This is a genomic window from Tardiphaga sp. (assembly GCF_025356345.1).
In the GTDB taxonomy this organism is placed as follows: Bacteria; Pseudomonadota; Alphaproteobacteria; order Rhizobiales; family Xanthobacteraceae; genus Tardiphaga.
In genome coordinates this window covers 18,847-44,691 of the sequence record NZ_JANXTC010000249.1, presented here as the reverse complement: position 1 = coordinate 44,691, position 25,845 = coordinate 18,847, and the positions used below count along the sequence as shown (strand labels likewise).

The 25,845-nt window shown below is 60.1% G+C and carries 31 protein-coding genes; 11 read left to right on the top strand and 20 right to left on the bottom strand.

Features of this window, described 5'->3' with window-relative positions:
• The coding region (locus Q0S16_RS15435; protein WP_295849766.1) for a UDP-glucose/GDP-mannose dehydrogenase family protein at nt 1–282 on the top strand (282 nt) is incomplete at its 5' end.
• Here the strand turns inward: Q0S16_RS15435 and Q0S16_RS15430 are convergent.
• The 3 genes from Q0S16_RS15430 to mbfA all read right to left on the bottom strand — a co-directional run bounded on the left by Q0S16_RS15430 (nt 279) and on the right by mbfA (nt 2,415).
• On the bottom strand, nt 279–686 hold the full coding sequence (locus tag Q0S16_RS15430) for a hypothetical protein (RefSeq protein ID WP_295849764.1): 408 nt from the start codon (nt 684–686) through the stop codon (nt 279–281). The genes Q0S16_RS15435 and Q0S16_RS15430 overlap by 4 nt on opposite strands.
• Nucleotides 687–888: 202 nt before the next feature.
• Nucleotides 889–1,302, bottom strand: a complete 414-nt coding sequence (locus Q0S16_RS15425) for a cytochrome c family protein (RefSeq protein WP_295849762.1) — start codon at nt 1,300–1,302, stop codon at nt 889–891.
• A 156-nt stretch (nt 1,303–1,458) separates the two neighbouring features.
• A complete protein-coding gene (gene mbfA / locus Q0S16_RS15420; RefSeq protein ID WP_295849760.1) occupies nt 1,459–2,415 on the bottom strand; it encodes an iron exporter MbfA in 957 nt (318 codons plus the stop codon).
• A gap of 290 nt (nt 2,416–2,705) precedes the next feature.
• Between mbfA and Q0S16_RS15415 the strand changes: the two genes are divergently transcribed.
• The 4 genes from Q0S16_RS15415 (at nt 2,706) to Q0S16_RS15400 (ending at nt 6,021) form a co-directional block, all read left to right on the top strand.
• The gene (locus Q0S16_RS15415) at nt 2,706–2,852 is read left to right on the top strand and encodes a hypothetical protein (RefSeq protein WP_295849758.1); all 147 of its coding nucleotides are present in this window, start codon (nt 2,706–2,708) and stop codon (nt 2,850–2,852) included.
• 131 nt (nt 2,853–2,983) lie between these two features.
• The gene (locus Q0S16_RS15410) at nt 2,984–4,129 is read left to right on the top strand and encodes an MlaE family lipid ABC transporter permease subunit (protein WP_295849756.1); all 1,146 of its coding nucleotides are present in this window, start codon (nt 2,984–2,986) and stop codon (nt 4,127–4,129) included.
• Between the two features lie 2 nt (nt 4,130–4,131).
• On the top strand, nt 4,132–4,911 hold the full coding sequence (locus Q0S16_RS15405; RefSeq protein ID WP_295849754.1) for an ATP-binding cassette domain-containing protein: 780 nt from the start codon (nt 4,132–4,134) through the stop codon (nt 4,909–4,911).
• Nucleotides 4,912–4,914: 3 nt separating this feature from the next.
• A complete protein-coding gene (locus Q0S16_RS15400) occupies nt 4,915–6,021 on the top strand; it encodes an ABC-type transport auxiliary lipoprotein family protein (protein WP_295849752.1) in 1,107 nt (368 codons plus the stop codon).
• A gap of 36 nt (nt 6,022–6,057) precedes the next feature.
• Here the strand turns inward: Q0S16_RS15400 and Q0S16_RS15395 are convergent, their stop codons facing one another.
• The 8 genes from Q0S16_RS15395 to folE all read right to left on the bottom strand — a co-directional run bounded on the left by Q0S16_RS15395 (nt 6,058) and on the right by folE (nt 11,400).
• Nucleotides 6,058–6,204, bottom strand: coding sequence for a hypothetical protein (locus Q0S16_RS15395; RefSeq protein ID WP_295849750.1), 147 nt, complete (start codon nt 6,202–6,204; stop codon nt 6,058–6,060).
• 168 nt (nt 6,205–6,372) lie between these two features.
• Entirely contained in the window at nt 6,373–6,825 is a 453-nt protein-coding gene (locus Q0S16_RS15390; protein WP_295849748.1) for a DUF3429 domain-containing protein, read from the bottom strand.
• A 62-nt stretch (nt 6,826–6,887) separates the two neighbouring features.
• Nucleotides 6,888–8,114, bottom strand: a complete 1,227-nt coding sequence (gene trpB, locus Q0S16_RS15385; protein ID WP_295849746.1) for a tryptophan synthase subunit beta — start codon at nt 8,112–8,114, stop codon at nt 6,888–6,890.
• A gap of 157 nt (nt 8,115–8,271) precedes the next feature.
• Nucleotides 8,272–8,919 carry a sigma factor-like helix-turn-helix DNA-binding protein gene (locus Q0S16_RS15380; protein WP_295849744.1) on the bottom strand — a complete coding sequence of 216 codons (648 nt, stop codon included), beginning with the start codon at nt 8,917–8,919 and terminating at the stop codon, nt 8,272–8,274.
• Nucleotides 8,920–8,921: 2 nt separating this feature from the next.
• Nucleotides 8,922–9,323, bottom strand: a complete 402-nt coding sequence (locus Q0S16_RS15375; RefSeq protein WP_295849742.1) for a DUF2177 family protein — start codon at nt 9,321–9,323, stop codon at nt 8,922–8,924.
• A gap of 42 nt (nt 9,324–9,365) precedes the next feature.
• Nucleotides 9,366–10,019 carry a ChrR family anti-sigma-E factor gene (locus tag Q0S16_RS15370; protein WP_295849740.1) on the bottom strand — a complete coding sequence of 218 codons (654 nt, stop codon included), beginning with the start codon at nt 10,017–10,019 and terminating at the stop codon, nt 9,366–9,368.
• Nucleotides 10,016–10,615 carry a sigma-70 family RNA polymerase sigma factor gene (locus Q0S16_RS15365; RefSeq protein WP_295849739.1) on the bottom strand — a complete coding sequence of 200 codons (600 nt, stop codon included), beginning with the start codon at nt 10,613–10,615 and terminating at the stop codon, nt 10,016–10,018. Before Q0S16_RS15365 ends, Q0S16_RS15370 begins: the two co-directional genes overlap by 4 nt.
• Nucleotides 10,616–10,791: 176 nt before the next feature.
• Complete coding sequence (gene folE / locus Q0S16_RS15360) at nt 10,792–11,400, bottom strand: GTP cyclohydrolase I FolE (protein ID WP_295849777.1); 609 nt, start codon at nt 11,398–11,400, stop codon at nt 10,792–10,794.
• Between the two features lie 286 nt (nt 11,401–11,686).
• Here folE and Q0S16_RS15355 point away from each other — a divergent pair, with 286 nt between their 5' ends.
• Complete coding sequence (locus Q0S16_RS15355; RefSeq protein ID WP_295849736.1) at nt 11,687–12,094, top strand: DUF393 domain-containing protein; 408 nt, start codon at nt 11,687–11,689, stop codon at nt 12,092–12,094.
• Between the two features lie 190 nt (nt 12,095–12,284).
• Here Q0S16_RS15355 and Q0S16_RS15350 read toward each other — a convergent pair whose 3' ends face one another.
• The 4 genes from Q0S16_RS15350 to Q0S16_RS15335 form a co-directional block, all read right to left on the bottom strand.
• Nucleotides 12,285–12,407: a hypothetical protein gene (locus Q0S16_RS15350; protein ID WP_295849734.1), complete on the bottom strand. Its 123-nt coding sequence runs from the start codon at nt 12,405–12,407 to the stop codon at nt 12,285–12,287.
• A 185-nt stretch (nt 12,408–12,592) separates the two neighbouring features.
• Entirely contained in the window at nt 12,593–13,126 is a 534-nt protein-coding gene (locus Q0S16_RS15345) for a response regulator transcription factor (protein ID WP_295849732.1), read from the bottom strand.
• A complete protein-coding gene (locus Q0S16_RS15340; RefSeq protein ID WP_295849730.1) occupies nt 13,116–14,423 on the bottom strand; it encodes an ATP-binding protein in 1,308 nt (435 codons plus the stop codon). The genes Q0S16_RS15345 and Q0S16_RS15340 overlap by 11 nt, the downstream gene beginning before the upstream one ends.
• A 132-nt stretch (nt 14,424–14,555) precedes the next feature.
• Nucleotides 14,556–15,854, bottom strand: coding sequence for an MFS transporter (locus Q0S16_RS15335; protein WP_295849775.1), 1,299 nt, complete (start codon nt 15,852–15,854; stop codon nt 14,556–14,558).
• Nucleotides 15,855–16,024: 170 nt separating this feature from the next.
• Between Q0S16_RS15335 and cyoA the strand changes: the two genes are divergently transcribed.
• From cyoA to Q0S16_RS15310, 5 genes are read left to right on the top strand one after another with little or no spacing between them, the layout of a single operon-like run.
• Nucleotides 16,025–17,212 (top strand): ubiquinol oxidase subunit II, encoded by a 1,188-nt coding sequence (gene cyoA / locus Q0S16_RS15330; RefSeq protein ID WP_295849728.1) that lies wholly within the window; start codon nt 16,025–16,027, stop codon nt 17,210–17,212.
• A gap of 33 nt (nt 17,213–17,245) precedes the next feature.
• Nucleotides 17,246–19,252, top strand: coding sequence for a cytochrome o ubiquinol oxidase subunit I (cyoB, locus tag Q0S16_RS15325; RefSeq protein WP_295849726.1), 2,007 nt, complete (start codon nt 17,246–17,248; stop codon nt 19,250–19,252).
• Nucleotides 19,253–19,255: 3 nt separating this feature from the next.
• On the top strand, nt 19,256–19,891 hold the full coding sequence (gene cyoC / locus Q0S16_RS15320) for a cytochrome o ubiquinol oxidase subunit III (protein ID WP_295849724.1): 636 nt from the start codon (nt 19,256–19,258) through the stop codon (nt 19,889–19,891).
• On the top strand, nt 19,888–20,268 hold the full coding sequence (gene cyoD, locus Q0S16_RS15315; RefSeq protein ID WP_295849722.1) for a cytochrome o ubiquinol oxidase subunit IV: 381 nt from the start codon (nt 19,888–19,890) through the stop codon (nt 20,266–20,268). Before cyoC ends, cyoD begins: the two co-directional genes overlap by 4 nt.
• Nucleotides 20,265–21,032 carry an SURF1 family protein gene (locus tag Q0S16_RS15310; protein ID WP_295849720.1) on the top strand — a complete coding sequence of 256 codons (768 nt, stop codon included), beginning with the start codon at nt 20,265–20,267 and terminating at the stop codon, nt 21,030–21,032. Before cyoD ends, Q0S16_RS15310 begins: the two co-directional genes overlap by 4 nt.
• Before the next feature lie 90 nt (nt 21,033–21,122).
• On the opposite strand, the gene Q0S16_RS15305 is transcribed toward Q0S16_RS15310, so the two are convergent.
• From Q0S16_RS15305 to hutI, 5 genes are all read right to left on the bottom strand, one after another.
• Nucleotides 21,123–21,305, bottom strand: coding sequence for a hypothetical protein (locus Q0S16_RS15305; RefSeq protein ID WP_295849718.1), 183 nt, complete (start codon nt 21,303–21,305; stop codon nt 21,123–21,125).
• The gene (locus Q0S16_RS15300; RefSeq protein WP_295849716.1) at nt 21,298–22,176 is read right to left on the bottom strand and encodes a LysR family transcriptional regulator; all 879 of its coding nucleotides are present in this window, start codon (nt 22,174–22,176) and stop codon (nt 21,298–21,300) included. The genes Q0S16_RS15305 and Q0S16_RS15300 overlap by 8 nt, the downstream gene beginning before the upstream one ends.
• Nucleotides 22,177–22,301: 125 nt before the next feature.
• Nucleotides 22,302–22,919, bottom strand: coding sequence for a HutD family protein (locus tag Q0S16_RS15295; protein ID WP_295849714.1), 618 nt, complete (start codon nt 22,917–22,919; stop codon nt 22,302–22,304).
• Nucleotide 22,920: 1 nt separating this feature from the next.
• On the bottom strand, nt 22,921–24,585 hold the full coding sequence (gene hutU, locus Q0S16_RS15290) for a urocanate hydratase (protein ID WP_295849711.1): 1,665 nt from the start codon (nt 24,583–24,585) through the stop codon (nt 22,921–22,923).
• Between the two features lie 10 nt (nt 24,586–24,595).
• The gene (gene hutI / locus Q0S16_RS15285; protein ID WP_295849773.1) at nt 24,596–25,828 is read right to left on the bottom strand and encodes an imidazolonepropionase; all 1,233 of its coding nucleotides are present in this window, start codon (nt 25,826–25,828) and stop codon (nt 24,596–24,598) included.
• Nucleotides 25,829–25,845: the final 17 nt, after the last annotated feature.

The following is a 25,845-nucleotide window of genomic DNA, read 5'->3' as shown; positions in this document are numbered from 1 at the left end:
GCGGGCGTCCGCGTCTACGACCCGGTCGGCATGGATGAAGCCAGAAAGGTGTTCGACAATGTGACCTTTTGTGAAAATGCCTATGAGTGTGCCAAAGGCTGCCACGCGCTGGTCATTGTCACCGAGTGGGAGCAATTCCGGGCGCTTGACCTCAAGGAATTGGCGTCGATCATGGCGTGCTCGGTGATCGTGGATCTTCGGAACATCTATTCGCCCGAGGAGGTCACGCGCAGCGGATTTTTGTATTGCGGTGTCGGCCGACCAAATGCGCTCAGCTATTAGCGGTCCGGCTTGGTGCCCGATGCCATAGGCAGATCCAGAGCGATGGCCGGAAAGCGGCTCTGCAGTTCGGTCCTGAGAAGCAAGAAACTGGAAATATTGCTGTCGAGGATCAGAAGCCGTGCCTCTCCGGCCCGAATATCGAGGTCGGCCTTATGCAGGACGTCAGAGCGCGCGTCCGGGTGTGGCCGATATTCTTCGATCTCGTTGCCGCCGACGATGGCCGCTCGCGAAATAACGTCGTCCATTCGCCGTTTCAACCCGGAACGTTCCGCCGCGGCTGTTTCGACGGCTAGATCGATCGCCTTCGCAATGGCCAGGACTGCGCCCTGGTCGGTCGCGCTATCGCGGTCGGCCGACCGCGTTTTGAACATGCCGGTGGATGGTGAAAAGATCCGCTTCAGCATTTCGAAACCCCGGAGTTGGATGAGTCTGATGAACCGATAGGGTAAGACTGAAAGCAGGCTTTTCCGCGAATGAAGATCGAACTCCGGTGCACCAGATGATCTGATCGAGGTGTCACCCATCGTAAAAAGATGCTGGCGGGTTCGTTTCGTCGGGCTGTACAGCCAGCGTTGGTGTGCGCTGATGGGGATGTGATGGCAGAAGCTATGGTGTAACCGGCTGAGAGGTCTCATCGCGCGTTGTGGTCTTGAGGTAGGCGATCAAATCGCCGGTCTCCCACTTCCACAGGCCCCAGAAGCGCATTTTTGTGCCCGGCACTTTTGTCTGAGGGCTTGCGAGGAACTCGGCCAGAGATTGCTCGTCCCAGACAACACCGGAGGCGCCCGCGGCTTTCATGGCAGTGGAGTAATTATAGTCAGCTGCGGCGGCGGCAGGCCGCCCCACAATGCCTTTCAGGCTGGGGCCGAACGCGCTGCGATCAGAATCAATCATGTGACATGACGCGCAAGCCTGAAAAACGCGACGGCCATGTTCAAGATCGGCGGCGAAAACCACTGGCGTTGATAGCCACAAAAGGCCGACCGCGCATCCAGCCGTGACGTATTTTTTCAAGATCATCTTTCTCGGTGGTTTTTACTCTCGGAGCTTCGGATGTGGTGCGATCTCGCGTATGCGCAAGGCATGGGAGCCGACCGGTGCCGGAGCGAGATGTCTGGGGGGTATCTTGCTGCCGTTGAACCCACACCGAGCGCGCGATCCCGCTTCCGCGACTGGCTAACTGGTCCCGATCAGGACGCCCGTCGCCAGCACAAGCCCTCCGCCCAGCATCACCTTCAAAGCCGCGGATACCGGCGGTGTTTCCATGTAGCGCCATTGGATGAAAGCGATCGCCAACAGTTCAAGCACGACCACCAGCGCCGCGAGCGCCGTCGCCGTATAGAAATTCGAGATCAGGTAGGGCAGCGTATGACCGACGCCGCCGGCGATAGTCATGAGTCCGCAGACCAAGCCCCGCAAATACGGTTTTCCGCGACCCGAGAGCTTGCCGTCATCGGCCAGCGCCTCGGCGAAGCCCATTGAAATCCCGGCGCCGAGCGAAGCGGCCATGCCGACCTGAAAGGCATTCCAAGAATTATGCGTCGCAAAGGCGGCGGCGAATACCGGTGCCAGTGTCGAGACCGAGCCATCCATCAGGCCGATCAGTCCGGGCTGCACAATTCGCAGCACGAAACTGCGATTGGCGCTGATGTCCTCATTGTCCCTGGCTTCGTCGGAAAGCCTGCGTGCACCAATGTGGTCCGCCGTACGCTCGTGCTGCATCTCCGCCGCCGCCAGATCACCGAGTAATTTCCGAATGGCGGCATCGGTCGTTTGCAGGGCCGCGCGCTGATAGAACCGCGCCGCGTCCTGCTCCATCTGCCGCGCCTGCTGGCGAACCGCCTCGATGCCCTGCAGACGCACCCGCCAGAGTTTCTTGCGCGGCACGAAGCCACGCACATCCTGACGCCGGATGAGCGGGATATGATTGCCGAACTTCGATATATAAAGCTCGATCAGCATGCGCCGGTGTTCATTCTCCTCGTCGGCCATATCCGAGAAAATCATGGCGGTGTCGGGATAATCTTGCCGGAGACCTTCCGCAAAGTCGGCGTAGATTCGGCCGTCTTCTTCCTCGTTGCTCACGGCAAGGGCGAGAACTTCACTTTCCGACAATTGATCCAGCGATATCATTAATGAGGTCCTATTTAGAATAATTCTAAGTAGGGATTTCAGGGCGGCAATGCAAGACTCCAGATGGATGACCCCCGTGTAGTCGCACTTGCGCCCGCAGGACGGCGATCATGACGGCGAGATGGGCAGGGCAAGGGCTGCGGTTTCGGAGATCAAGGCCATGAAACGCCATCGCCGATCAGGCCCACGCCGCGCCTGAAAACGCCTCGACTTCAGGCTGGTGCTATGTTGGGAAGCGTTCTATCGAGAGATGCAGGCGCTTCCAGCGAGCGCAGTGGTTGGAGGTCCGCATGGAGCATTACATCCACCGCGAAAATATTATGATGTACAAGAAATTGTTGGCCGACCCCGAGGTGGCGCGCGATCCCGAGCGACATCGTCTTCTTCTGAGACTGTTGGCCGAGGAACAGGCCAAGGACGGGCCTGGGCCGGTGTGAACACTTGGTCGCTTGCTTTCGGCACCCCGGCGCGGTCCGACGCGATCGCCATATCTCCAGTCTGCGGATTGATGCAGCTCAACAGGCGGGGAACGTGCCGGCCTAGACCCTAATTACTGCAACCGAGGAGAATGACCGTCTTGGCCCTGGCACCGCTTTTGGCCGCGCGATCAACAGGTGGCGCCCTCGAACTCGCTCCAAGCGGATCCTGGACGGCGGCCCATGTCGTCGTCATGGAAAGCCTGTTCGAAGCGATCGCCACTCGGCTGGAGCAGGCGACGGCCCTCAGGATCGACCTGACCGGCGTGGGTGAACTCGATACGCTGGGGGCCTGGCTGCTGGAGAAAATGACCCGGCGCGCCACGCGCGTCAGTCATCCGGCGGATATCGTCGGTGTCGCCGAGCAGTATGCGGGGCTGATCGAGGAAGTCCGGCAGGTTAACCGACATGAACCGAAACAACCGCCGCGGGCCAACGCTGTTACGGCGCGGCTGGATGATGTCGGCCGCGGCGCCCTTGGCGCCACCGAGGACGTTGCCGCGTTTTTGCAAATGCTGGGCGCGCTGTGCCTCGCCCTTCTTCACGTGGTCCGGCACCCGCGCACGCTGCGGCTGACTTCGCTGGTCTACCAGTTTCATCGGGTCTGCTGGCAGGCCATCCCGATCGTCGTGCTGATCACCTTCCTGATTGGCGCCATCATCGCGCAGCAGGGAATTTTTCATTTTCGGAAGTTCGGCGCCGATTCCTATGTGGTCGACATGGTGGGCATTCTCGTGCTGCGTGAACTTGGCGTTCTGATCGTGGCGATCATGGTCGCCGGACGTTCCGGCAGCGCCTACACCGCCGAACTCGGCTCGATGAAGATGCGTGAAGAGGTCGATGCGCTGTCGACCATGGGTCTTGATCCCGTCGATATCCTGATCCTGCCGCGGGTGATCGCCTTGATCTGTGCATTGCCGATCCTGACCTTTATTGGTTCGACGGCGGCGCTGTATGGCGGCGGCCTGGTGGCCTGGTCCTATGGCGGCATGGCTCCTGCGATCTTCATCGCACGGTTGCATGAGGCGGTATCCGTGAACAGCTTCGCGGTCGGCATGATCAAGGCGCCGTTCATGGCGCTGGTGATAGGCATTGTCGCGTGCAGCGAGGGGCTGCGCGTCAAGGGCAGCGCGGAGTCGCTGGGCCGGCGCACCACCACTTCGGTGGTGAAGTCGATCTTCCTGGTGATCGTCCTCGACGGTGTTTTTGCGATTTTTTTCGCATCGGTCGGGATGTAGAGATGCCGGATACAGCTAATCCCTTTGCCATCCGCGTCAGCGATCTTATTGTCGGCTTCGGCAAGCAGGTGGTGATTGATCATCTGTCGCTCGACGTCCGCCGCGGCGAAATTCTCGGCCTTGTCGGGGCCTCCGGCGGCGGCAAATCGGTGCTGATGCGCACCATCATTGGATTGATCCCGCGCCAAAGCGGGGCGATCGAGGTGATGGGAGAACAGATCGGTGCCGCCGGGGATCGACGGACGAAGTCCGCCGCCGGCCGATGGGGCATTCTGTTCCAGCAGGGCGCGCTGTTCTCGTCGCTGACGGTGCGGCAGAACGTCCAGTTCCCGCTGCGTGAAAATCTGACGTTGTCGGACGAGCTGCTTGACGAGATCGCCAACGCCAAGCTGGAGATGGTCGGCCTGTCGTCGCGCGACGGCGACAAATTTCCGTCCGAACTTTCAGGCGGCATGACCAAGCGCGCGGCGCTGGCCCGCGCACTCGCGCTCGACCCGGCTATCGTGTTTCTCGATGAACCGACATCCGGGCTCGACCCGATCGCCGCCGGCGAATTCGACACCCTGATCAAGACGCTGCAGAAAACCCTCGGGCTCACGGTGTTCATGGTCACTCACGATCTCGCCAGCCTCAATACGATCTGCGATCGCGTGGCGGCGCTGGCCGACGGCAAGATCGTTGCGATCGGGAGCATGTCCGATCTGCTGCAATCCGAGCATCCCTGGGTGCGGGCCTACTTCCACGGCAAGCGATCCCTGATGCTGCAACCGAAAGCGAGCTAGTCCATGGAAACCCGCGCCCCCTTCATCATCGTCGGCGCCCTGGTGATCGCCGCCATCGGCGCCGTCTTCGGCTTCGTCTACTGGCTGCACAACACCGGCAGCCTTGGACCGCGTGCCGATTATCATATCCAGTTCAACGGACCGGTGCCCGGCCTGCTGGTTGGCGCCGGCGTTCTGTTCAACGGCATTCGCGTCGGCGAGGTCACCGATCTCGCACTGGCTGTCGACAATCCGCGTCAGGTCAATGCGACCATTTCGGTCGCCATAACGACGCCGGTGCGGAGCGACACCAAGGTTGGACTGGAATTCCAGGGCCTGACCGGCGTGCCGGTCATTGAGCTGGAGGGGGGAAAGCTACTAACCAATAGTGGGCCGGTGCCGACGTTGGTTGCCGAGCCGGGAGCCGGGCAAAGTATGAGCCAGGCGGCGCGCGATGCGCTGCGTCGGGTCGATGGCGTGTTGGCTGACAATTCCGAATCGCTGAAGAGCACGATTGCCAATCTCCAGGTCTTTTCCGACGGCCTGGCGCGGAACACCGGCAAGCTCGATGGCATCGTCGCGGGCCTTGAAAAGATGACGGGCGGCGGCCCCGCCGCCGCGCCAAAGACAACTTACGATTTGCGCGCCGCGCAGGACGTGGCGGCGCCGGGCAAAGCCCTCCAGATGCAAATCAGCCTGCCAGAGCTTACCGGCATTGCAATGCTGCAGACGCAGCGTTTTCTGTTTTCATCAGCCGCATCCGTCCCGGCCTTCGAGAACGCGATGTGGGCGGACAGTATTCCGGCGTTGCTACAAGCCCGTCTGATCGAAAGTTTCGAGAATTACGACATCGTCCACGCGCCACTGCGGGCGGCCGGTGGCGCGCCAGCGGAACGGCAGCTGGTGATTGATATTCGACGTTTTCAGATCACGACGGAGGGCGGGCCGGCCGCGCAGATCAGCTTTTCGGCGCGTCTTCTCGACAAGGAAGACAAGGTCATCGCCGCGCGGCGGTTCGAGGCAGAGCAGAAGTTTGATCCGCTGGAGCCCAGGGAGGCGGTCACTGCCTTCAACGCTGCCTTTGGGCGCATCGCCAAGGATATCATTGTCTGGACAGCAGAGGCGCCTTAACCGCGCTTACGGCCCATCGAACGGGCGCGGCCCTCGTTAGATGGTGCCTTCGATCCATTGCAGGGGGATGGGCATCCAGACCTTTGGCCCCCGGATCAAGGATCGCGGGCCTTCATTGTCGCAAATCAGCCACTCGGTCTCGTCCCACATCACCAGGCAGGGGAATGGCTGGGGCAGCGTCATCTTGTTGCCCCGGACCCAGGTCCCGCCGTCAACGAGAATGCGCTCATCGTTTTTGGGGGCCGTCGCGATCGGCTGCCAACTACTCACCAAGACCAACCTCCGTTCGCTGTGGGTTGTGCTGAGCCGCTGGCTCCGCCGGGTGAACGACCCTTGCAGATTTGTTTCATGCTAGAAATAGCCGCCAGCGACAAGCAGGACCGCGGCCACGACGGAGAGCGGCCAACGCAAACGCGGATACCACGATGGCGCCGCTCCGCTTTTTGATGCCTCGAGATCAATTATGAGCATCGCGATAAATGCGCCTGCGAGCACCGCGCAACCGGCGATCGGCGGCAACAACAAGCATGGCCAGGCCACCAGAGCCGGAAGCACGCTCATGATCAGTTGTCGAAGCGTCTTGTCACGGGCGTGTTGATCCTCGTGGATGGCAAGTCCCCAGTGGATCCCGCCCAGGAAGCTTAAAATAACAGCCCCGTAGCCGATCAAGGCGCTCTGACTTAAAGCCTTGAGTGCGCCATTTGTGAAAATCGCCCCCCCGGAACACAGCAAAAACGGAAGCAAACCGAGTCCTCCGAGCCAGACGGCAGGCAGGGGGATTTTTCGATGATCTTCATTGTCCATGAGTAAATCAAAACAAAGTGGTTGGCTTGTCAGGTTCGCCCGAGCGACCAAACCGGATGGTATCAATGTCCAAAAGCTGGGGCTTTCATAAGCTCTGCAATCGTCGACAAATCCTTGTCCCCCCGTCCGCACAGATTGACCACCATCAAGTGGTCCCTTGGCTTGGTCGGCGCAAGCGCAATCACCTTTGCGATGGCGTGCGCCGGCTCAAGCGCCGGAATAATGCCCTCAAGCCTGGAACACAGGCGCAGGCCGAACAAGGCCTCCTCATCCGTCGCGCTGCAATAGTTCACCCGGCCCACCGAATTGAGCCAAGCATGTTCCGGACCTACCCCGGGATAATCCAGACCGGCTGAGATCGAATGGCCCTCGACAATCTGGCCATCATCGTCGGTGAGAAGATAGGTTCGATTGCCATGCAGAATTCCGGGCCGGCCTTTGGTGATCGAGGCAGCATGATGGCCGGTATCCAGGCCACGTCCCGCAGCCTCGACGGCGTACATGTCCACGTCGGTGTCGTCGAGGAAAGGATGGAACAGGCCAATCGAGTTGGAACCGCCGCCAACGCAGGCAACCAGTGAGTCAGGCAGGCGGCCCTCCGCGAGCAGCATCTGGGAACGGGTTTCACGGCCAATGATACATTGGAAGTCGCGGACCATTACGGGATAGGGGTGCGGACCGGCAACCGTGCCGATGCAATAAAAGGTATCATCGACGTTTGTGACCCAGTCGCGCAAGGCTTCGTTCATCGCATCCTTCAAGGTGCCCGATCCGGATTGGACCGGCCGGACTTCCGCTCCCAGAATACCCATACGAAGAACGTTCGCGCTCTGCCGCTCGACATCAACGCATCCCATGTAGACGACACAATCAAGCCCGAAGCGCGCGCAAAGGGTCGCCGTTGCGACACCATGCATGCCGGCACCGGTCTCGGCGATGATACGCTTTTTCCCCATCCGGATAGCGATCAGAAGTTGTCCGAGCACATTGTTGATCTTGTGGGCGCCAGTGTGATTCAGCTCGTCGCGCTTAAAGTAGATTTTGGCGCCGCCAAGATGCTCCGTCATTCGCTCAGCGAAATACAGCGGGCTGGGGCGGCCCACATAGTCCTTCATGTAGCCGTCCATCTCGGATCTGAAAAGTGGATCCTTACGAGCGGAATCATAGGCAATTTCGAGATCGAGAATGAGCGGCATCAAGGTTTCGGGAACAAAACGTCCGCCGAATGAACCGAAATGCCCGGTTGCATCGGGACCAGAACCAACGGATTTAATGCTGTCAGCAATCATCTTGTTTCCACTAACGATAGCGTTTGTCGCCGGGTAGTCGACCTTTTTTGTTCGCATTAATTAATACGCAGCGCTCGCCGCGTTGGATCACTGCCAGTCGCAATAATATGGTCGAAACGGAAATCGACAAACCTGCGCTGGGCGCGTTCAATCCTTGCTATTCCGGAACCGCGTCAAGTTCCAGCAGGGCCTGACGAAGCAGGGCCTTCACGGCGCCGACCGGTACGCCAAGACGAACCGACAATTGTTCACGGCTTTCGCCATGAAGGTAGGCCATCGATATTACCTTGCGTCGGTCCGCCGCGGCCCCGCCGACCAGGCATGCCGCAGCAGCGATGTCGGATAGTGGATCGTTCAATCGCGGCGACGTTCGACTATCGATAGGCAGGGCTGGACCGAAGTCATGGTGACGAGGCTCGATGCCCCGGCGGATTTGTCCGATGGCACGTTTACGAACAATCGCGTTCATCCAGTTGATGGGTAAATGCAGCGAGGCGTCGAAGGTCGCGGCCTTCTGCCAGATATCCACATAGGATTGCTGAAGTACGTCCTCGGCGCCGTCGCAGCGCTTGATAATCAGTATGGCGGTCTTGAACAGCGTCGCACTTGTCAGGCGATAGAGTTCCGCGAAAGCGGGCTGATCCCGGTCCGAGACGCCGCCAAGAAGGCGTGCGAGATGGACGGAGGAGATGGCGGCAGCGGTTTCGTTGATGGCAAAGCCGAGCGACACTTCGCTGATGTCTGGCATTGCGTGGCTGCGGGCGAAACTGCGCCCGGTGGGTTGGGTCGTGTGCCGCTGAGACATGCTCAATACCCTGTCAATTGCAATGCAAGGAAGCCAGAAAGTCCCGATATGGAGGTAACGAACATGCCCCAGGCCATATCGATCAGACTCATGGACAGCGACCAGCGCTTCAGCGTCGCCAGATTGGTCATGTCATAGGTTGCGAAGGCAACGAGTCCGAATAGCGCGCCGGACAACACGGCGGATGTCCATGACCCGGCGTCGTGGGCCGGAGCTACGACGAAGAACATGATGCCTGCCATATAGACGAGGTAGAACGCGGTAGCGGCCTTCCAGTCGGGCGTATCAAGCATCATTTCGCCGATCGCCCGGCGATAAAGTCCGAACGTCCTGCTCAACCAGACCAGGTCCGCGACGAGAAAAACCACGGCCGTCGAAACATATGCCGCGCAATACTTCAACATGTGGCGTCCTTGTGTTTGCGATCTCTCGCACGCGACCACTTCTCAGATTCCAAGCAACGGTTGTAGAATCCGTGCAAAAACGCTCTTGAAACGAAGAGGCGCGTCGGTCACGGCCAGACAGATGCAGTCCTCGCCGCTGCCTGCGAATGGCTGGTGCTCGGTTCGCTCGTCGGTCTCGGCAACATCACCACGAAATAAAGTGCTGGTGTGGTCACAGAGGCTACCGGTCAGTACCAACGTCAGTTCCCGACCATTATGGCCGTGACACGGGACCATCATCCCGCTGCGGAAGCGAAGCAGACGAGCCTGGGCCCGCTTGTCCTTCATGGGAATCGCGATCTGATGCACCTTGGGTGCGACGCGCTTCCAGCGCAGCTCGCTGATATCGCCGCCGACATAATCGCGCAACGGGGCTGGCAGTACGGCATGCAAGCGCGGCTCGGTTAGCTCCGGCAAGGATACTTTCGCGGCAGGCGCGGGAAGATGCGCAAGGACGTTGGCCATCATATCGGACGACACGGCGGTCTCCTCGAGCGCATCCAAAAGAAAACCACCTAGTTGTTCAGCTTTCGCGGCCCGTGCCCGACAATGCGGACACAGTGAAAGATGGCATGCCACCAGAAGGCTGGACGCCTCGTCGAGGCTGCCTGCCGCGTAACTTGTCAGGATGTCATCACTGATGTGGGACTGGATCATTTGCTATTTGCCTGGTCTCGCGTTCCGATCGCCGAACGAATTTTGGCGAAGGCGAGCCTGGTGCGTGATTTCACTGTTCCGAGCGGGACGTCGAGCTGCTTTGCGATCTCCCCGTGAGAAAAGTGTCGGTAAAATGAAAGCATCAACACGTCCCGTTCGGCGGTAGACAAAGTCTGCAAGATGTCCCGAAGACGTTCCTCGTTCTCACCCTGCTCGAGGATCGCGTCCGGTCGCTCCGCATCGTCCGGAACGAAGGCGGGGTCGCAGGGATCGAACTGTGGACGGCGGCTTTTGCGGAACCGATCAATGCTGAGGTTTCTGGCGATAGTGAATATCCAGGTGGAAACATTCGCCTTGCGTCGGTCGAATTGAGTCGCATTCGACCAGACGGAGACCATCGTTTCCTGCGTAATTTCCTCGGCGATCGAAGCGTCGGCACCGAGCCTCATGCAGTAGGTTTTGACTCGCGGCGCGAAATGTCGAAACAGCAGTTCGAAGGCCGCGCGGTCCCGCTGCAGGGCGACCCTGGATATCGACTGTGCGAGGAGGTCTTGCTGTGTTTTTGCATCGCTCGCCGAAGCTGACTTTGCGATCATTCGAGTCTCGGGTTGTCTTCGCTCGTTACGGCCTTGTTCAAGGTGTGCCCGGAAGTTGTAGCCGCGAAGACTGTGACATACAAACGTCGAAAAAACAGTGTGCCTGAGAGGCTCGCCCGACGAAGCAAACCATTCGTTAGGCCTGACGAACCAGTCGCTGCAAGCGGTCTGCAGCATCACGAACCGTTGGCGATCGCGAGGAATTCCTGCCGGGTGGCTGGATTGTCACGGAAACATCCCAACATGCAGCTGGTGATCATTTCCGCGCCGACCTTGTGAATACCGCGGCTCGCCATGCAGTGATGCGTCGCCTTGATGACCACGCCCACGCCCTGAGGTTTCAGAACTTCCTGGCAGGCCGAGGCGATCTCTGAGGTCATTCTTTCCTGGATCTGTAACCGTTTCGCATAGGCATCAACCACGCGGGCAAGCTTTGAGAGCCCCACGACACGGCCGTTCGGCACATAGGCGACCCATGCTTTACCGACAATCGGCGCCAGATGGTGCTCGCAATGACTCTCGAATGCGATGCCCCGAAGAATGACCATTTCCTCATAGCCGCCGGTCTCGTCAAACGTCTTGTTCAGGATCTCGAGGGGATTCTGGCCGTAGCCGGCAAAGTATTCCCTGAACGCCTTCGCGGCCCGTGCCGGTGTTTCCAGCAGACCGGCGCGGTTCGGATCGTCGCCCGCCCACCTGATGATGGTGCGGAACGCCGCCTCGGCTTCCTGACGCGACGGCGGAAGCTCGGTCTCGGCCTCAAAGCGAGTGCTATGTGTCGTCAAGGTAACATCCCCTTTTTCAAAAATACCATTCCCCACCAGGCGGTGTTTGCCCCGCTCCGTAAAAGCGGCACTGCTGATCCTACAAAACAAGTATTTGTACGATGAGAGTTTGGGATTGGATCACACCGCACCGGAAAATCTTCGGGGCGAGAACGTTGCGGGAAGATTCTCTGGCCAGGGCTGCGCGATCAATGGTTCGCGCTAGCTTTTTGCGAATCCGATGCGGTTCACAGAGCTGTGAAGTGAAGAATGTGATCCAGAAAGGCTTCCAATTCGTAATTATATTATGACACAGAATATACAGGTGACTGGTGACGCGGACCCGGCGTCACTTACCGTCTACTTCGACGGTTCATGCCCACTTTGTGCTGCCGAAATCGCATATTACCGGGGCCAAGACCCGTCCAGGGTAATCTGCTTTCGGGATGTGTCGCAGGCAGGGGCATCGACGGGACCTGATCTCACCCGACCACAGGCGATGAAACGGTTGCATGTCCGTAATCACGACGGTGCTCTGGTGTCGGGAGCCGCGGCCTTTGTCCGCATCTGGGAAGAATTGCCGGGCTGGCGCTGGGCCGCCCGAATTGCAAAACGCCGCCGTGTGCTGGGCGTGCTAGAAATGGGATATTCCGCATTCCTGCATGTCCGGCCGTTGATATCGGGAGGGATGCGCTGGCTGCGGAAGCGGCGCTGACAGCCCATTGCTTGGGGGAAAACCCTCACCTTGAAACGGTAACTCAAGCATCGCGAACGAATTCAACGGCCATGCGCAGTGTGGCCCCCACGGTATTTTAAGGAAGCCGTGCGCGGCCCCCCCTTAGCTGATAACCGCGATCGCGCAACTCTTGGATGTCGGTGGGCCAAAATCGTCTGCCCCTCCCGGCTCAGGAGGTCGGGCGCATCACCGGGGCGGGGTTCCAGTTCGAGTGCAACTCGGCCTTTTGGCTGTTGGCCTGCTGGAGCAACGCGGCTGCCTGATCCACCGTCGCTGGATCAATAATCGTCATGATGACTCTGCGATAACGCCTGATCGCCTTGTCGAGCTCGGTACATTTTTCACACATTCACCGCGTTTAGCTCCAGAGGCGTGTTGCTGTCGGTCCCTATTGCAACATTGGAACCGGCAATCGCGATAAAATGTATCGCTCGCGCGAGAATTTTCGCTGGATACGAGCAGACACGGGCGCGTCCGTCAGCCCAGTGGCCGCTTTCCCAATTTTCGCGCCAGGGTGCGTCGGTGCATTCCCAATCGGCGCGCGGTTTCGGAAACATTGAATTCGGTTTCGACGAGCGTTTCGTGGATACGCTCCCATTCGAGTGACTTGATGGAGGTGGGGCGAGCGGTCAAGGCGACCGTCGTGTCGCCATCGGCCTTTCCGAACGCGGCCACGATGTCATCGGCATTGGAAGGCTTTGCAAGGTAGTGGCAGGCGCCCAGCTTGATCGCCTCCACGGCTGTGGCGATGCTGGCAAAGCCGGTCAGCACGACAATCCTGATGTCCGGATCACTGCGGTGAAGCATTTCCACGCATTGCAGCCCGGATGGACCGTTCAGCTTCAGATCCACGACAGCGTAGCGCGGCGTGCCTTGCTTGAGGAGGGTCATGAGCTCTTCGGCCTTCGCGCACACCGCGACCTCGTAACCCCTTCTTTCGAAGGAACGCCGCAACGCTCTGGAGAACGAAACATCGTCCTCGACGATAACCAGCGACAGTTCACCCTGCATGGTGTGTCTCGACGGCCAGTGCGGCGATGGGCAGGCGCAGTTCGACGATGGCCCCGCCGTTAGGAACGTTTGCCGCGGTTGCCTGACCGCCCAGCTTGCGCAGCACATTGACGACCAGAAAAAGGCCGAGCCCGCTCCCCGGCTTCTGCTTGGTCGAACGATATGGCTTGCCGAACTCGGCGAGCATGTCCGGCGCAAAGCCCGGGCCGGCGTCGCGAACAGCGATGCTCAGCATCTCGACGTTGCGCGAAATATCGATGCCGACCCACGCCGGCGATGCTTCAAGGGCGTTGTCGAGCACGTTGAACAGGACCTGCTGAAGCAGCACGTCGGAGGCAATCGTGAAGTCGACATGGAGCCGGTTGGTGTATTCGAAACGGACCGGATTCCGGCTATCCTCCCAGTCATCGACCACGCTGTCGATAAACGAGACGATGCTGGTTCGCTCGGAATGTTCACTGCGCTCTTCTCCGGACGAGCGAAGGATGCCGGAGACGATGGTCTTGCAGCGATTGAGCTGGGTCTGCATCTCGGCGATTTCCATGGTTAATTCTTCGTCGGCGCACAGCGTTGGCATGTGCTCCCAATCATTCAGGATCACTGACAGGGTGGCAAGCGGTGTGCCCAGTTCATGCGCCGCGCCCGAGGCCAGCAAACCCATCCGTACAATATGCCCTTCCTCTGCCGATTGCTGACGTAATTCGGCGAGGCGCAGGTCCTGGTCACGTAAATTGCGGTTGATGCGGGTAACAAAAAGTACCAGCAACACAGCCGCGAGCAGAAAGCAGACGAACATGCCATAGATGTGCAGGTCAAATAGCCTGGAATGTGCGCTCGCCCCCTCCGGCGTCGAAAAGCCGATCTCGTTGTAGGAGGTGGTCAGCCAGATGAAACAACCGCCGGTAATGGCGACAATGGTCCATGTTGACCAAGTCTGCAGCAGAACGGCGGCAAGTACAGCCTGTAGCAAAAACAATGTGACAAAGGGATTTGTCGCGCCGCCGCTCAAATGGAGCTGCACCGTCAGCGTTGCGACGTCGAGCAGCAGATCGAGAAACAGTTCGGCATTGGTGATGATGGCCCCGCTGGAATAGCGGTAAAGGGTGATGACGTTAAGCGCGATCAGAAATCCGAGCACCGAAACCATATGCCAGACGGGCAGCGGGATATCGAGCCAAGCGGTGGAGATCGTGATCGCAACAATCTGGCCGATGACCGCCAGCCAGCGAAGCGTGACGAGCAGCAGCAGATTTTTGCTGTTGGTGATCTCCTGGATCGAAGCCTGTGGCGAATTCACGTCGGTCTTTCGATTGCGGATAAGCCTGTATGCCGCGCGCCGACCTCGGCCGGGTTAGCCCAGCAAGTCTAGCACGGCACAGCGCGCGTCACGAGCGCGCTGTGCCGCATTACGGCCACCGGCGGCGAAAGATCAGGAGATCTTGCGCGCCAGTTCGGTGTTGATGCCCAGGGCAACCAGGGTGGCGACCGCGCCGGACAGCAGATAGGCGCCGGCTGCCAGCAATCCGAAATGATACGACAGGAATAGCGCGACAAAGGGCGCAAAGCCGGCACCGACCAGCCAGGCGAGATCCGACGTCAATGCCGCACCCGTGTACCGGTAAAGGCTACTGAAGTTGGAGGCGACCACGCCAGACGACTGACCGAACGACAGGCCGAGAAGCGCAAAGCCGGTCACCATGAAAATCACTTCTCCGACCGCGCCGCCGTCGAGCAATTGCGGAGCGAAACCACTGAACACCGCGATGGCGACCGCGGAGACGCCCAGCAAAGCGCGGCGACCGTATCGATCGGCGATTAGTCCCGACGCGATGGTCGCGATGATCCCGACCACCGCGCCGACGATCTCGATGAGAAGGAAGCGGGTTGGATCCTCCTTGGTGAACAGGAACACCCAGGACAGCGGGAATACCGTCACCATGTGGAACAGCGCGAAGCTGGCGAGCGGTGCAAAAGCGCCAATGGCGATGTCGCGCCCCTGCCGGCGCACAGTCTCGATGACGGGGGAGGGCTGCAACTCGCGAGTTTCGAACAGTGACGCATATTCAGGCGTCGAAACGATGCGCAGCCGCGCGAACAGCGCGACGACGTTGATGGCGAAGGCCACGAAGAACGGGTAGCGCCAGCCCCATTCGAGGAAGTCGGCGGCCGACAGCGTGGAAATGAAAAACGCAAACAGCGCGCTGGCGATGATCAGACCGATCGGCGCGCCGAGCTGCGGAATCATGGCATACCAGCCGCGCTCCTTCTCGGGCGCATTCAGCGCCAGCAGCGAGGCAAGGCCGTCCCATGCGCCGCCTAGCGCGACGCCCTGACCAAGCCGGAACAGCGCCAGCAGGATGCCGGACCAAGCGCCGATCTGGGCATGGCCGGGCAGGAACGCAACAGCCGCCGTCGATCCGCCGAGCAAAAAGATAGCGATGGTCAGCTTGAGGCCGCGGCCGTATTGACGGTCGACCGACATGAAGATGAGGGACCCGATCGGACGGGCGACGAAGGCGAGCGCGAAGATGCCGAACGAATACAGCGTGCCAGTCAGCGGGTCGGTATTGGGGAATACCAGTTTCGGGAACACCAGCACCGACGCAATCGCATAAACGAAGAAGTCGAAGAACTCCGAAGTTCGACCGATGATGACTCCGATTGCGATCTCGCCCGGTGCAACCTGGTGGCCGTGACTGGTGTTGATGCGTTGCGCATCACGTTCCATTGTCGTTGTCTGGGTGGCGGGCATCGAAGTCATGACGTCAGTCAATCCTTAAGCAATTATTTACAGAAACCATAGCGCTTACCGACGTTTGTCTAAAGCATCTACTCGTGGACAGTGATTGGACAAAATGTCCAATGTGCGCCTGCGAAGGCCGAGTGTATCGCCACTGCATGCGAAATTATCTTCATGGCTTGATGAGCCGCTCATCCATCCGCCGCGCCGCAATCGTGATCCCGCTTCTGGCGCTATTGTCCGGTTGCAATGCAGTGGTACTCGGTCCCTCCGGCGATGTCGCCGTGCAGCAGCGCGATCTGCTGCTGATCTCGACAGGACTGATGCTTCTTATCATCATTCCGGTGCTCGCGCTCGTGGTGCTTTTTGCCTGGCGCTATCGCGCTGCGAACACCGAAGCGCGCTACGAGCCGGACTGGCATCACTCGACCCAGCTTGAACTGGCCATCTGGGGCGCACCGCTGCTGATCATCATCTGCCTCGGCGCGATCACCTGGACCGGCACGCATCTGCTCGACCCCTATCGCTCCCTCGACCGCATCGCTTCGGGCCAGCCCGTGAAGGCCGGTACCGAGCCGCTGCAGGTTCAGGTCGTAGCGCTCGACTGGAAGTGGTTGTTCATCTATCCGCAACTCGGCATCGCCACTGTCAACGAGTTGGCGGCGCCGGTGGACCGGCCGATCAGCTTCGCTATCACGTCTGCCACCGTGATGAATTCATTTTACGTGCCAGCATTGGCCGGGCAGATCTATGCCATGCCGGGCATGCAGACCCGATTGAACGCTGTCATCAACGCCGCCGGTAATTATGATGGGTTCTCGGCCAATTACAGCGGCGCCGGTTTTTCGGGTATGAAGTTCCGTTTCCACGGGCAGAGTGCAAGCCAGTTCGACGCGTGGGTCGCGAAGGTGAAGAGCGACGGTGGCGCACTCGACCGCGATGGTTATCTGTCACTCGAAAAGGCCAGTGAAAACGAGCAGGTGCGCTATTTCAGCTCGGTCGATGCTGGTCTTTACCATGCCGCGCTCAACATGTGCGCGCAGCCTGGCAAGATGTGTATGGACGAGATGATGCGTATCGACGCCAAGGGCGGTGGCGGGATGGTCAGCATCAACAACGTGTTGCCCACGGCCCAGGACAAGTATGCTCGCCGCAATTCGCCGCTGACGGGGGCCCCGACCTTCGTCGCTGAGATCTGCACGGTCACGGAGCCGATGGGTGTTATGCATTCCAACACACCGCCGTCGCCGATGCTTCCCCGCGACCAGGGCGGCCTCGCCGGTGCGGGCCTGCCGAAACCCGGGGTGCCTCGTCTGCGTACATTCAGCATAGCTGGTCTCAACTAGTCCAGCCAATAACACCTCCGAACGGTATTCAAGATGTCGACGCCAGAACTTGCCATTAGCCCGCTATTCGGTCGCCTTACGCTCGAATCCTTCCCGATGCTGCATGATCCCATTCTGCTCGTCACCTTTCTCGGGGTGATGGCGGGGGGCGTCGTTCTGGTCGGTGCGCTGACCTATTTCAAACTGTGGGGCTATCTCTGGAAGGAGTGGTTCACCAGCGTCGATCACAAGAAAATCGGCATCATGTACTGCGTGCTCGGCCTTGTGATGCTGTTGCGCGGCTTTTCCGACGCGCTTTTGATGCGCGCCCAACAGGCGATGGCATTCGGTGCCAATGACGGCTTCCTGCCGGCGCACCATTACGACCAGGTGTTCACCGCCCATGGCGTGATCATGATCTTCTTCGTGGCGATGCCCTTCGTCACCGGACTGATGAACTTCGTGGTGCCGCTGCAGATCGGTGCGCGCGACGTGTCGTTTCCGTTTTTGAACAATTTCAGTTTCTGGATGACCGTCGCCGGCGCCATGATCGTGATGATGTCGCTGTTTGTTGGCGAATTCGCGCGTACCGGCTGGCTGGCCTATCCGCCGCTGTCGGGCATCGGCTACAGTCCGGATGTCGGCGTCGACTATTACATATGGGCGCTGCAGGTTGCCGGCGTCGGGACGACGCTATCCGGCGTCAACCTGATCGCCACCATCGTCAAGATGCGCGCGCCCAGCATGTCCTGGATGAAGATGCCGATCTTCGTCTGGACCTCGCTGTGCACCAACATTCTGATCGTGGCATCCTTCCCGATCCTGACCGTCGTGCTGGCTTTGTTATCGCTGGATCGCTATGTCGGCACCAACTTCTTCACCAGCGAACTCGGGGGCAACCCGATGATGTATGTGAACCTGATCTGGATCTGGGGGCACCCCGAGGTCTATATTCTGGTTCTGCCAGCGTTCGGTATTTTCTCCGAGGTCACGGCGGTGTTCTCCGGCAAGCGCCTGTTCGGCTACACCTCGATGGTTTATGCCACCGCGGTCATTACCCTTCTGGCTTACGTCGTCTGGCTGCATCACTTCTTCACCATGGGGTCAGGGGCCAGTGTGAACTCGTTCTTCGGCATTACCACGATGGTAATTTCGATCCCAACCGGAGCGAAGATCTTTAATTGGCTGTTCACCATGTATCGCGGCCGGATCCGCTTCGAGCTTCCGATGATGTGGACCATCGCCTTCATGATTACCTTTGTGATCGGCGGTATGACCGGCGTTCTGCTGGCGGTGCCCCCCGCTGACTTCGTGTTGCACAACAGCCTGTTCCTGATCGCGCATTTTCATAACGTGATCATCGGCGGTGTATTGTTCGGCATGTTTGCCGGTATCAATTACTGGTTCCCGAAGGCGTTTGGCTTCAAGCTGGATCCATTCTGGGGCAAGATCTCGTTCTGGTTCTGGGTGGTCGGCTTCTACTTCGCTTTCATGCCGCTCTACGTGTTGGGCTTGATGGGCGTGACACGCCGACTGCGCCACTTCGACGATCCTTCTTACCAGATCTGGTTCATGATCGCAGCGTTCGGCGCCGTGCTGGTCGCCATCGGTATCGGCGCGATGCTGATGCAGTTCGTGATGACGTTCGTGAAGCGTGCGCAGCTGCGTGATACGACAGGCGATCCGTGGAACGGTCGTACGCTGGAGTGGACGACATCATCGCCCCCGCCTTCCTACAATTTCGCCTTCACCCCGGTGATCTATGATGGCGATACGTTCACCGACATGAAGAAGCGCGGCTATGTCCGGCCGGTCTCAGGCTTCAAGGCGATCCACATGCCGAGGAATACAGGTACCGGCGTCGTCCTCTCGGGTCTCAGCATTGCGCTGGCGGCCGGGATGATCTGGTACGTTTGGTGGCTGGCGGCACTGAGCTTTGTGGCAATCATAGCGGTCGCGATCTATCACACCTTCAACTATCACCGTGACTTTCACATTCCCGTCGAGGAAGTCATCGCGACCGAAGAGGCGCGGACGCGTCTGCTCGCAGCCGGAGCCTGATCCATGTCCACCGCCCACACGCTTCCCTCGGCCGATGCCGAGACGCCTTCCTTCTATGTGACGGACGAGGCAGACCACCCCGAAGGCGGCAGCACCATGCTCGGCTTCTGGATCTATCTGATGAGCGATTGCCTCCTCTTTGCGATGCTGTTTGCCACTTACGGCGTGATCGGCACCAATTACGCCGCGGGGCCGTCGCCAAAGGACCTGTTCGAACTGCCGCTGGTGGCTCTCAACACGGCCATGCTTCTGCTGTCGTCGATCACCTACGGCTTCGCGATGCTGTCCGCGGCGGAGGGCAAGACCCGTTCGACGCAGGCCTGGCTGGCCCTGACCGGGCTGTTCGGTCTCGCCTTCCTCGGCATCGAGATGCACGAGTTCCACAGTCTGATCGAACAGGGCGCCACGCCGCAGCGCAGCGGTTTCCTGTCGGCGTTCTTTACGCTGGTCGGCACCCACGGCCTGCACGTCACATTCGGTCTGATCTGGCTGGTGACTTTGATGGTGCAAGTCGGCAAGCACGGTCTGATCGCTGCCAACCATCGCCGTCTGATGTGCCTCAGCCTGTTCTGGCATTTCCTCGACGTCATCTGGATCGGTGTCTTTACCATTGTCTATCTGCTGGGAATGCTGCGATGAGCGCTCACGTCGATCACCATAATGCGGCTTCCCATCACGACGCTCCGGCCCATGGAACCCGGAAGGACTACCTGATTGGCTTCGGCCTGTCGGTGGTTTTGACCGCGATTCCGTTCTGGCTGGTGATGTCGGGTGTCATCAGCAGTAAGCAGGTCACGGCCTTCCTCGTGATGGCGTTCGCCTTGGTGCAGATCGTGGTTCACATGGTGTATTTTCTGCATATGAATTCGAAGTCCGAGGGCGGCTGGACCATCATGGCGTTGCTCTTCACGGTCGTCATTATCGCGATCGCGCTGAGCGGATCGCTGTGGGTGATGTTTCACCTCAACAACAACATGATGCCGATGTCGCTGGATGCCATGAAGCAGATGCCATGAGTCTGGCTGGCGGCGGGCAGGCTCGGCGCCGGTCGCCGCTGGCCCTTTTCGCACTTGGCAGCATCGCGGTGCTGTTGATCGCGACGCTGATGGCGCTCGGCGTATGGCAGTTGCAGCGCCGCGTCTGGAAACTCGATCTGATCAGCCGGATCGATCAGCGCATCCATGCCCCCGCTGTCGACGCGCCGGGCCCGACGACCTGGCCCACGATCGATGCGGCACGCGATGCATACCGTCATGTGCGGACCGAGGGGGAATGGCTGCAGGGGCGCGACACGCTTGTCCAGGCGGTAACGGCGCTGGGCGGTGGCTTTTGGGTGTTGACCCCCATGCAAACCGATGCCGGCTTCACGCTACTTGTGAACCGTGGTTTCGTGCCCGCGGAGCGCGCTGACCGCGGTGCCGTGACGGGCCGAGCCGTGGTTAGCGGGTTGCTGCGCATGTCGGAGCTGAAGGGAGGCTTTCTGCGTTCCAACGATCCGTCCGCGGGCCGCTGGTTCTCCCGTGACGTCGCTGCGATCGCACATGCGCGAGATCTTCAGGGCAATGCTCCCTATTTCCTCGATGCCGACAGGACTTTGGAAACGGGAGGGCCGATTGGCGGAATGACGGTTGTCGAATTCCCAAACAGCCACCTGGTCTACGCATTCACGTGGTTCGCACTGGCGTTGATGCTTCTCGCCGGCACGGCCTACGTCATGCGCGAGGAATGGAGGGCGATCCGTGCACGGAGTCGTCTTCGGAATTCCGACGCTGGAACCTGATCTCCCTATTGCTGGAAAGTGGAAGGGCTGGCGGATACCGGCGAGATAGCCCGCGCGGGTGCCCGCTCGGCCTCTTGAACTCCACGCAGCCTAGGGCCGGCTGGCGCGGCCGGCCTTGCGCCGTGGCCCGATGGGCGGCGGCGTCTCGGCGCGTCGCGCATATTCCCCGGCGAGCGTCGTCAGACGCTCCCGGATGGCCGGATCGTCAACCTCGGCGGCCAGCTTCAGACAATGCGCGGCCTGGTCCCTGAAATAGGTCGATTCGTCAGGCAACTTTGTCGCTCTCCTTCGCGCCGTGGCTGAGGAACAGGGCGGCAAGTTGGCTTCTGATCTCCATCACCCGCTGTGATTTCAGGCCCGGCCGGATGCATAGCAACGTCTTGATGGAAGGAAGCTCGGGCAGATAATACTCTCTCGCATGTATCAGCGATGGCGGAAGCAGGCGTCTCGGCAGCGCGCTCAGCCCGATGCCGGCTTCTACCGCGGCTTTCTTGGCGTCGGAGTCCTGGCCACTGAAGGCAATGCGATAGGAAAGGCCCTTGCGTGTCAGCGTGCTGATCATCCAGTCGTCCGTTGTCCATGTCACGATTGGAATCGGCGCGCCGGGGCTGAGCACGAATGATTTGGAGCGAACCCAGATTAGTTGGTCCTCGAATTCGTCGACAATCAGGGGACCCAGTTCAAAATCCATATCGGTACGTTGGTAGAAGCATGCGACGTCGGTATGGCCCTCGATCAGCGCCGCCGAAATTTCAGCGGAGTTGCCGGAGTGGATGTGAACATCAGCCAGATCGCGCAGGCTCCGGTTCTGCAGATAATCCCGTACCAGCAGGCTGCTTAGTCCGAGACGAAGCCGGTCCGGCCCACTATCAGTGCCGCCAAGCGCCAGCACCTGGTCGTTCGCCTCGATCATCTTGCGCGCCTGCGTAACTACCAATCGACCCAGATCTGTCGGGCTGCTGCCAGTTGGCGTTTTGGTAAATAGCGAGCCACCCACGAGCTGCTCGAGGCGCTTGATCTGCGAACTGACGGCGGGCTGGCTCATGCCAAGTATCTCGGCCGCCTTTGTGAGACTCCCGAACTCGGTAATGGCAATGACGGTTCGCACGATCTCAATCGGGATATTCAAATGTCGCCGTTGCATCGAGAGTCCAGTCCATACGTCATTCATTATTCATGAAACAGTATAGCCGCCATTCGCTTGCAATCAAAAATCCGTCAATTATCCATGCCGCGTCCGATAATGATGGTTTGCTAAAATTGATAAGTTCATAAAAACAACTGCCCTGCGCCAAATCGTATGCCCTTCGCGGGTTGCGCAAAACAAATAGCGACAAGCTTGACGAATGGCTGCGGTTCGATTTCGACCGCTGTGCATGATGTGCCGAGAATTGCCGTATCATGTTGCCGCAGCAGATCGGTGGTCGGGCCTGCCTGAATCGTTGCCGCACCACGCTCAACAAAAATGACGCGCAGCGCGGTGCTCGCGGGAAAGATGTGAGGGCATTTCAGATCAAGGCGGCTGGCGCTGTGCTGATATGTCTCACGCCGGCTCATGATATTCAGGTCGAGGATGGGCCCGCTTACCAGCATAGCGTCGGTTGTCACGTCGCCCCGAAACGCGTAGGGATCGGAATTACGCTCCAGACACACAGGATCGTGATGATGCCCGGCGAGGATCATGCCGTTGCCTTCAAGTAGCAAGAGCGTCCGATCGATGCCAGGGAAGCGCGAGAATGGCCCATCAGCGGCGACGTGAGCCATGCTGATGCGCCAGTCGAAGTCATCAAGCGACGCGGCACCCGGGGAGATTGCGATCTCCGTGGTAAATCCCATGCCGTTTTTCCACGGCATATCCCGGTAATTCGCCGCCCGCAAAATCCGCATGCTAGCCAAGGCTCGGCAGGTTCAGCCCGTATTCTCCGGCGCAGGCGATCGCGGATTCGTATCCGGCATCGGCATGGCGCATCACGCCGCTGGCGGGATCGTTCCACAGCACCCGCTCGATCCGCCTGGCCGCTTCCGGCGTGCCGTCGGCGACAATCACCATGCCGGCGTGCTGCGAGAAGCCCATGCCGACGCCGCCACCATGATGCAGCGACACCCAGGTCGCACCCGACGCGCAATTCAGCAGCGCGTTGAGCAGCGGCCAGTCGGAGACCGCGTCGGAGCCGTCCTGCATCGCCTCGGTCTCGCGGTTCGGGCTGGCGACGGAGCCGGAATCGAGGTGGTCGCGGCCGATCACGATCGGGCCCTTCAGTTCTCCGGATGCCACCATCTCGTTGAAGGCAAGCCCGAGCCGATGCCGGTCACCGAGGCCGACCCAACAGATTCGTGCCGGCAGGCCCTGAAACTGGATACGTGCTCGCGCCATGTCGAGCCAGTTCACCAGCGCCTTGTTGTCCGACAGGATCTCCTTGACCTTGGCGTCGGTCTTGTAGATGTCCTCCGGGTCGCCGGACAGTGCGACCCAGCGGAACGGGCCGATGCCGCGGCAGAACAGCGGCCGGATATAGGCTGGTACAAAGCCCGGAAAATCGAACGCGTTGGCGACACCTTCTTCCTTGGCCATCTGCCGGATGTTGTTGCCGTAATCGACGGTCGGCACCCCCATTTTATGGAAATCCAGCATGGCACGGACATGTTCGCCCATCGATTGGCGCGAGGCCTGCTCGACCGATTTCGGGTTGCTGGTGCGCCTGTCTTCCCATTCCGACAGGCTCCAGCCCTTGGGCAGATAGCCATTAATCGGATCGTGTGCGGAGGTCTGGTCGGTGACGACATCCGGCTTAACGCCGCGGCGAACCAACTCGGGGAAAATGTCCGCGGCATTACCGAGCACACCGACCGAGATCGGCTTCTTGTCATTCTTCGCCTGTTCGATGATCGCCAGCGCCTCGTCGAGATCCTTGGCCTGGACGTCGAGATAGCCGCTCTTCAGCCGCATCTCGATCCGGCTTGGCTGGCATTCCACTGCGAGGCATGATGCGCCAGCCATCGTCGCCGCCAGCGGCTGCGCGCCGCCCATGCCGCCAAGGCCCGCGGTAAGAATCCAGCGGCCGCCGAGATCGCCATTGTAGTGCTGCCGGCCGATCTCGACGAAGGTTTCGTAGGTGCCCTGCACGATGCCCTGCGAGCCGATATAGATCCAGGAACCGGCCGTCATCTGGCCGTACATCATCAGGCCCTTGCGATCGAGCTCGTTGAAATGCTCCCAGGTGGCCCAGCGCGGTACCAGATTGGAATTGGCGATCAGCACGCGCGGCGCATCGGCATGGGTACGAAACACGCCGACCGGCTTACCGGACTGCACCAGCAGTGTCTCGTCGCTCTCGAGCTTGCGCAGCGCGGTGACGATCTGGTCAAAGCTCTCCCAGTTGCGCGCGGCTCGGCCGATGCCGCCATATACCACCAGTTCGTTGGGGTTTTCCGCGACTTCCGGATCGAGGTTGTTCATCAGCATCCGCAGCGGCGCTTCGGTGAGCCAGCTCTTGGCGGTGAGCTCGGCCCCGCGCGGGCTGCGCACGATCCGGGCGTTCTTGCTGCGGTCCATCGTAAATTTCCTAGCTCGGTGATATGGCGGCCGACCGGCCATGCCAGACGCGCGCGTGAAGCGGATTGAAACCGATCCGGTAGACCAGCTCGGCGGGCTGCTCGATGTCCCAGATCGCGAGATCGCAGAACTTGCCAACCTCCAGCGTGCCGGTTTCGCCCAATTTACCAAGGGCACGCGCGGCCTCGCGGGTGACGCCGATCAGGCATTCATCGATGGTGAGCCGAAACAAGGTCGCGGCCATGTTCATGGCCAGCAGTAGCGAGGTCAGCGGCGAGGTGCCCGGGTTGGAATCGGTGGCCAGCGCCAGATGCGTGCCATGCTTGCGAAACAGCGCGATCGGTGGCGCCTGGGTCTCGCGCAGCGCGTAATACGCCCCCGGCAGCACCACCGCGACGGTACCAGCCCTGGTCAGCGCCACCACGCCGTCTTCGTCGGTATGTTCGAGGTGATCGGCCGACAGCGCGCCATGTTCGGCGGCGAGCCTCGCGCCATGCAGGTTGGAGAGCTGGTCGGCATGCAACTTGACCGGCAAGCCGAAGGATTTCGCGGTCGCGAATACTCTTGCGGTCTGCTCCGGGGAGAACGCGATGCCCTCGCAGAACGCATCGACGGCGTCGACGAGTTTCAAGGCGGCGATTGCCGGCAGCATCTCGTTGCAGACTCGCTCGATATACGCGTCCTTGTCGCCATTGGCCTCCGGCGGCAGCGCATGGGCGCCGAGAAACGACGTCACGACGGAAACGGCCCGCGCATGGCCGAGTTGCCGAGCCGCGCGCAGGCTGCGGATTTCGGTTTCCAGATCGAGACCGTAGCCGGATTTGATCTCGATGGTGGTGACGCCCTCGGCGATTAAATGATCCAGCCGTTTCAAGCCGCTGGCAACCAGCTCGGCTTCGCTCGCCGCGCGCGTCGCCTTCATACTGGCAGCAATGCCGCCGCCAGCGCGGGAGATTTCCTCGTAGGTCGCGCCTTGCAGTCGCATCGCGAATTCATTGGCGCGGTGACCGCCGAAGATCAGATGGGTATGGCAATCAACCAGGCCCGGTGTGATCCAACGGCCGCCACAGTCAATTCGATCGACCGCGTCGGTCGAAGGCAAGTCTGTCGCGGCGCCGACAAACACGATCCGGCCATCCAGCGCGGCGACGCAGCCATCCTCGATGGTACCAAGACCTGGCCGTTCCGGCGCCATGGTCGCCAGTCGGGCGTTGCTCCAAAGGGTATCAAAGCGCATGGCGATCTGCCGCTATTTCAGGA